The 6,417-nt window shown below is 59.5% G+C and carries 9 protein-coding genes and 1 pseudogene; 5 read left to right on the top strand and 5 right to left on the bottom strand.

Annotated elements, in window-relative coordinates; genetic code table 11:
- Positions 1-98 precede the first annotated feature (98 nt).
- The 4 genes from BLT50_RS18620 to BLT50_RS18605 form a co-directional block, all read right to left on the bottom strand.
- Positions 99-440 carry a hypothetical protein gene (locus BLT50_RS18620; RefSeq protein ID WP_090030789.1) on the bottom strand — a complete coding sequence of 114 codons (342 nt, stop codon included), beginning with the start codon at positions 438-440 and terminating at the stop codon, positions 99-101.
- The gene (locus BLT50_RS19745; protein ID WP_342706715.1) at positions 406-870 is read right to left on the bottom strand and encodes an alpha/beta family hydrolase; all 465 of its coding nucleotides are present in this window, start codon (positions 868-870) and stop codon (positions 406-408) included. Before BLT50_RS19745 ends, BLT50_RS18620 begins: the two co-directional genes overlap by 35 nt.
- 294 nt (positions 871-1,164) lie before the next feature.
- Entirely contained in the window at positions 1,165-1,632 is a 468-nt protein-coding gene (locus tag BLT50_RS18610; protein WP_139170595.1) for a sll1863 family stress response protein, read from the bottom strand.
- Positions 1,633-1,637: 5 nt separating this feature from the next.
- On the bottom strand, positions 1,638-1,928 hold the full coding sequence (locus BLT50_RS18605; RefSeq protein WP_090030784.1) for a sll1863 family stress response protein: 291 nt from the start codon (positions 1,926-1,928) through the stop codon (positions 1,638-1,640).
- A gap of 143 nt (positions 1,929-2,071) precedes the next feature.
- Between BLT50_RS18605 and BLT50_RS18600 the strand changes: the two genes are divergently transcribed.
- From BLT50_RS18600 to BLT50_RS19155, 5 genes and pseudogenes are all read left to right on the top strand, one after another.
- Complete coding sequence (locus tag BLT50_RS18600; RefSeq protein ID WP_090030781.1) at positions 2,072-2,449, top strand: cupin domain-containing protein; 378 nt, start codon at positions 2,072-2,074, stop codon at positions 2,447-2,449.
- A 14-nt stretch (positions 2,450-2,463) separates the two neighbouring features.
- Positions 2,464-2,772, top strand: a complete 309-nt coding sequence (locus BLT50_RS18595) for a hypothetical protein (protein ID WP_281241663.1) — start codon at positions 2,464-2,466, stop codon at positions 2,770-2,772.
- A 41-nt stretch (positions 2,773-2,813) separates the two neighbouring features.
- Positions 2,814-3,047 (top strand): MgtC/SapB family protein, encoded by a 234-nt coding sequence (locus BLT50_RS18590; RefSeq protein ID WP_090030777.1) that lies wholly within the window; start codon positions 2,814-2,816, stop codon positions 3,045-3,047.
- Between the two features lie 358 nt (positions 3,048-3,405).
- Positions 3,406-4,071: an HdeD family acid-resistance protein gene (locus tag BLT50_RS18585; RefSeq protein ID WP_245723464.1), complete on the top strand. Its 666-nt coding sequence runs from the start codon at positions 3,406-3,408 to the stop codon at positions 4,069-4,071.
- 117 nt (positions 4,072-4,188) lie between these two features.
- Positions 4,189-4,275: pseudogene (locus tag BLT50_RS19155) on the top strand (IS6 family transposase); the annotation flags it as partial.
- A 548-nt stretch (positions 4,276-4,823) separates the two neighbouring features.
- On the opposite strand, the gene nhaA reads toward BLT50_RS19155, so the two are convergent.
- Positions 4,824-6,137: a Na+/H+ antiporter NhaA gene (gene nhaA / locus BLT50_RS18580; protein WP_090030773.1), complete on the bottom strand. Its 1,314-nt coding sequence runs from the start codon at positions 6,135-6,137 to the stop codon at positions 4,824-4,826.
- Positions 6,138-6,417 lie beyond the last annotated feature (280 nt).

Genomic DNA, 6,417 nt, shown 5'->3' with positions numbered 1-6,417 from the left:
CTATCGGCCGCCGGCTCCCGAAACCATCATCCCAATGGAAACCAGCCCGATCATGCACTAACAATTACCTTGGACCAATCAGATCGGGCTGCTCACCGTCACTCAGGACGGTCTGCTACTTGCAGCTCGATAGGACCGAACTTCTGGTCCTTGAGCTCCTCGTCAGACTCATCATCAGCGACTTGCTCGGTGTCACCTTGGGACCCCGCAGGGACTTCAGGCAGCCGATTGTCGAAGTTCGGATCCGGACCATCTGCAGATTCAGCCGGGTCTGGCTGTTCTTCCTCGATCTCGGACTGGATTCCGTCCTGCAGAGCCGTGGAGGCGTCCGAGCACAGGCGTCCGATATTCGGGTTGATCCGACGGATGTTCTCGCCAGCCCGCGTGAGAGCACGCTCGACCAGGTCATACTGTTCGTCGGACAGAGAAATAACCTTCATGGGTCTTCCTTCGGACGCATAGGAATTCGCACCATTTAGGTTTAGGGTCGCTTAGTCTGGGCTGACGTCTTTGGGAGGGATGGTCACTAGGAGTAGATCTTGGCCCAACAGCTCGATCTGGTTCTGTTTCTGACCGAAAGCTGGCTTCCCGAGTGCTGAAAGACATCAGGCGCAGCCGTATACACCTAAAGAGCAGAGTAGAGGCGGCTTCAGTCTGCTTTGTCGGCATAACAGCCACTCGACAAGATCGCAGCGACCGGCAGCTACGAGCCCAGATCAGCGTTGGTGTTCGCAGTTTCAGCAAATGCTCTGTGCGAAGTTTCTCGGGTCTCCCAATAGGGTGGAACGGATATCCCACACAGAGCAAGCCACTAATGCGACCTGTTTCAAAGAGCTCATCCTCAATCATACTGGCGACGCGCCCTCCCATGGCCGTGACGAGTTGGGTAGTATGATTTGGGAGCCAACGGAAATGCTCTTGGGTATTTGGAGCGGCTGATCGTGAATGCTTGCGCCGCAATCACATCTCACCTCGCAGAGGCATATTGGCAATCTGACTTTCGATTGTCTTTTTTTGGGCAAGTTTCGTTTGCTGTTAGTTGTTTATAACGTTTGATTGTCGCGATTCCTGTGTATTCCTGCAAGAGCGCGACCGGCCGACCCGGCGCCGCCCGCGAAAATCTCTCAGGGCGTCGCGCGACCGGCCTGCAGCTCGCGTGGCTGATCAGTTCTTGGCGGCTTTGTCTTCCGTGTCGCTCCACACCTCGGAGAAGGCGTCCCACGCGTCCGCGAAGCCGGCCTTCAGTTCATCCCAGGCCGAGGCCGTGCCGGCCTGCAAGGCGCCGAAACGTTCGCCCAGCCGGTTGCGCGCCTTGCGCAGGTCCTGAAGCTGAGCGCGGGCGGTTTTGCGCGCCTCTTCCGACATCTCCGCCCAGCCTTCGCGGAGCGCCTGTTCGCGTGTCTCGATCTCGGAATCGAGCCGGTCAAGTGCGGCGCGCGCCTCGGTGACCGCCTGCTCGCCCTGCTCCTCGGAATAGGTGGCGATCGCATCTATAGCCTGCGAAATCTCCGCACGCACGGCCTCGGCTGAGGTGACTGCGTCCGTGCCCTGCGCCGTGGCGGGCACGACGCTGAAGGCAACGGCTGCCGCAAGTGCCACGCCGGAAAGGATCTTCGGGAAACAAATGGACATGGGCATTACCCCCTGAACCGGGACATGGCGTTGTTAAAGGCTCCGGAAATGTTGTCCCAGGCCTTGTCGAAGCCCGACTTCATGTCGTCCCAGGCTTCGTCGCCGGCCGCGCGCATCTCCTTGAGCTTGGCCTCTGCCTCGTCACGCTGCTTGCGCGCCTCGTCGAGCTGCTTCTGGGCCTCGATCTTCGCATCGGCCTCGGCCTCGTCGACCTTCGCCTTCATCTTGTGGATCTCGGCGTTCCACTGATCGATCTGTGCCTTGGCCTTCTCCATGTAAGCTTCGCGATTGGACATGTGAGTTCTCCCTTTTATCCTCGTTGTATGTTCAATTCATGCAAATCGTAGACCGCTGCAGTGTTGGCGGAATTAACCTGGGTTAACGACACGCCAGCGCCCGGTCTCGATCATGAATCCCGACATGCTGGAGGAGCGAAGGTATGCCCGGAACCCAAGAATTGACGCTGCCCGTCGTCGACCTCGCCCGCGAGAACGACGAATTCCGCAAGGTCCTGTGGAGCGGCGACAAGACACAGCTGGTGCTGATGGCCATCCCCGCGGGCGGCGAGATCGGCGGCGAGATTCACGAGGGGCATGATCAGCTGCTCTACTTCGTTGCGGGCTCGGGCGTGGCCGAGATCGGCGAGACGGAAACCGAAATCGCGGATGGCGACGTCAGCATCGTGCCCTCGGGCGTCTTCCACAACTTCCGAAACACCGGGTCGGGGATGCTGAAGCTGTTTACAACCTACAGCCCGCCCGAGCATGAACCGGGCACCGAACATGCAACCAAGGCCGAAGCCGACGCCGACGAGTGAGCCGGTGAAGGTCGATACCGTCATCGCGGGCGCGCATGGCGCAGACCGCCGCCGGTCTCCTGCGCATCCACGCCGAGTGCGAGACCGGTCGCCTGCTGGCCGCCGAGATGTGTGTGCCGGGCGCTGAACATCTCGCGCACCTGCTGGCGCTCGTCGTGGAGCAGCGCATGACCGTCGCTGACATGCTGGCAATGCCGTTCTACCATCCAGTCATCGAGGAAGGGCTGCGAGGTGCACTTCGAGACCTCGCCAAGGATGTGGCGAGGGCGGATGGATCGGATCTCTCCGAATGCAAGGCGATCGGCCATGATGTGCTCGACTGACTCCTGTTCTGCGCGCGACCGCAGGACAGGCTCGCTCGCGAATGGATGACCTCGACCTCTTCGGGCGGCTCGGAGTCGCGCTTGCAATTGGGCTGCTCCTGGGGCTCGAGCGAGGTTGGCACGGACGCGACGAACCCAAGGGTGGGCGCATCGCGGGGCTCAGGACCTTCGCGCTGGTCGGCCTGCTTGGCGGGTCCGGCGGGCTGGCTCGCCTCTCTGACGGGGGCGGTGGTGCTTGCGGATGTAGGATTCCGAATGCCGTGTTGCCGCGGTGATCTCGCCGAGGGGTTTGCCTCCGCGCAGATCGGCCAAGCGGAGGGGAGTTCTAATTGGTATGCCAGCATCCTCGAGACGGTTCGATATTGGTACCACTGAACTGGTTCATTGGATGCCCCCACCTAAGGCATCCACTGCATCAGTTCAGGTCGCGAAACTGAGCGCGCGATTTGGGATCATTTGTGCCATCCGGTCTGCGGCAGGCGTGAGGGGCAGATCACGGCGACGGGACAGTGACAGAGTGAGGGCGGTAGCGTGTCCTCGACTGGTACGACGCACAGGCCGTAGGCGGCCCCGAAGCGGGCGAAAATCCGGTCGGACAGAAAGGCCACTCCCTCACCGGTCCGGAGTAGCCCCATGAAAGTGGTCCTGCGCCCGACAGCATTGTTCCGATGGACCAAAGGCCCACGATGCACTAACAATCAAATCGGACCACCCCATGGGGGCATGCCAATTGCTGCTCGTGATTTCACTTCTGGAAAAATCAGGAAAGAAATAGGGGGAACTTACATGACTGGCAAAAAAGTTCGCTTGGCGGCTGGCGCTGTCGCGCTGGTTGGTGGACTTTGGGGGCTCTTCAATCCGACCGCCGCTCAGTTCGCTTCGACAACCATTGCAGGCTGGGCATTGCTCGTCGTGGGTCTGCTTCAGGTGCGCGCCGCTTGGCAGGCAACGGAAGCACGCGAAAGGGCCGGCGCGATCCTCTTTTCCGCGGCGGCACTTTTTCTAGGGTTGTCGCTCTTGTTCGGCCCATTCGGTGACGGAAGCCTGCTGAGAAACATTCTGGGCGTTCTTCTGCTGGTATCCGGCGCGGCGAAATCCTGGATGGGCCGCGCTTTGCGAGGCGACCCGTTCTTTCCCGTGATCCTCGCGGCGGCCGGAGTGTCCGTCGTGCTTGGAGGTCTCGTTCTGGCGGGAACTCAGGTCACTTTGGGCTTCGTTCTGTCGCTAGAGCTGCTGGCTGATGGAGCCGCACTGTTCGTATTGGGGCTCAGACAGCGAATAAAGCAGAAAGCAGGCTGAAAGGTCATGTAAGGGGAACTTGGCTTTTGGCGGGCAGGGCGCTTTCGCAGCCTTTGACGAGGTCCTGTCAGAAGGAATCCGGTTGAGACGGGCGGGGCGGCCCCGTAGCGTCGGAACATGACAAAACCTAACCCGTTCAAGGGCTTTCACAACAGCCCCGAGACTATCCGCCTGGCGGTGATGCTCTATGTTCGGTTCCCGTTGCGCCACATCGTCAAGGCAAAGGTTAGATTGCCTTCGCCGACAAACAGAACGCTTCCCATGCGCATGCGGGCGGTGAAGTAGAAGTTCGCTGCCATCTTGGCCAGCTTCTTTGTCGACAAGGCCGGATATCGGAGCGCTGGTGAATGGCCTCCTGAAGCGTTGCGCCGCGAAATTCGTACATGGTGATCTCCAGCCCGGTCTTGTAAAACCTTGGCAGACTGCCGCGTCGCGGTTAATCCAAGGTTAATAATGCGTTCGGCTGTAATCCCCAGTGCTCCATGCGACAGCCATAGATGTCGGCTGAATGTACCTCCTGGTCACGACAGGATTTGTCTTTTTCGTGCTGTTCCTTGCACTGACACGGATCGGGAGCAGGGGACTGAGCGCCCCGGATCAGACCGATGCTGTGCCCTCGAACTCGATACTCTTGCACTTTGCGACGTGCGGCACGTGGTGGCGCTGCTGATTCAGTGCGCAGCATCTACATCGACCATGGACATTGGCGGTACATTAACGAGGTCGCGCATTGTACCAGCGATGAGTTGTTGTCACGTCCTTCGCAGTGTCAGCCAGATCAGCAGTGCGACTCCGAGCATCGCGGAGAGAGCTGATCCGCTGAGAATGCCCAGCTTCGCCGCATTCAGGACGGGCCAGTTGAATGCGAGGCCCGCAATGAACAGCGACATCGTGAAACCGATTCCCGTGAGAAACGAGCCGGCGATGATGAATGGCCACGACAGCCCGGGCGCGAGCACAGCCAGGCCTGAGCGGACCGCAAGCCAGCTGAACCCGAGGACGCCAATCGGTTTCCCCAGCACCAGGCCAACAATGATCGCCAAGGAAACCGGTTGTCCAAAACCGGCACCGCTGATCGTGATGCCGGCATTTGCGAGCGCGAAGATCGGCATGATTGCAAAGCCAACCCAAGGGTGTAGCATCATCTCAAGACGTTCGACCGGCGAGAGCGATTCAGTGAGCGCTCGGCCCGCTTGACGAAGGTCATGATGGCCTGCAACATCCCGTTGCCGATGCTCGCCGTTCGGAGCGGCGAGTACGCGCCCGAGGATCACACGCAGGCGAATATCGCTCACCCAAATTCGGGTAGGGGTCATGAGGCCCAGAATGACACCGGCGATGGTTGCGTGAACGCCTGAGGCATCGAAGCACAGCCAGACTGCCGCTCCCATGAAGAAATAGACCGGGATGCTTCTGATCCCGAGGCGCGAGGCGGTTGCTACAATACCAATTCCCAGCAGGCCCAATCCGAGAGCCGACCAGTTCAACGCCTCACCGTAACCGAAGGCGACTACAAGGATTGCACCGACGTCGTCAAAGATGGCCAAAGACAGCAGGAATAATCGCAAGGTGGGCGGGATACGGCGTCCGAAGAGCGCCAGGCATCCGATTACGAACGCCGTATCCGTCGCCATCACGGTTCCCCAGCCGTGCATCCCGGGTTGCCCGTACATCATCGCAAGAAACAGGGAGACCGGTACAACCATGCCACCCACTGCGCCTGCAAACGGCAGGGCGGCCTGTCGAGGGTTTCGCAATTCGCCCAGCACGATCTCCCGCTTGAGCTCCAAAGAAAGCACAAAGAAAAAGAGCGTCATCAAACCGTCATTGATCCAATGTCGCAGCGAGCGAGTGAAATCCAACGAGCCGAATGTCAGGCCGATTGGCGTCTCCCAAAAGCCCAGAAAGGCCTCTTGCCAAGGTGAATTTGCCAGCGCCAAGGCCAGTAGAACGGCCATAAGAAGGAGCCCACCTGCTGCCGCCTCGATCTTCAGAAAGCGTGAGAAGGGCTTTGTGATCCAGTCGGCGGTCTCACTTGGGAACCCCGCATCGTTGTGATCGTCCATAATTGCTACGCTCTCAGCAGTTGTTTGAAGTATCGTACCATGGAAAATACTTGGGTTCCCGAAACGATCTCGTCGTCGCTGCGACCGACAAATCCGCAATGGAATGGGCCGCGTCACAAGACGGTGGAGACATGAGAGGCATCTAGATTTTTGCTGCCAGATTTGGGCCGCCTAGAGATGCGACTTAGGGTCTGGACTCATTGAGTTTCAAAGCCAGTAGATGACGATGGCCGCGAGAGCGATGGCTGACAGGAAGACCTTTGGGCACCTGTCGTAACGG

The organism is Lutimaribacter saemankumensis (assembly GCF_900100005.1).
Lineage (GTDB): Bacteria > Pseudomonadota > Alphaproteobacteria > Rhodobacterales > Rhodobacteraceae > Lutimaribacter > Lutimaribacter saemankumensis.
Note: the sequence above shows the minus strand (reverse complement) of the source record. Positions and strands in the feature narration are given on the sequence as shown.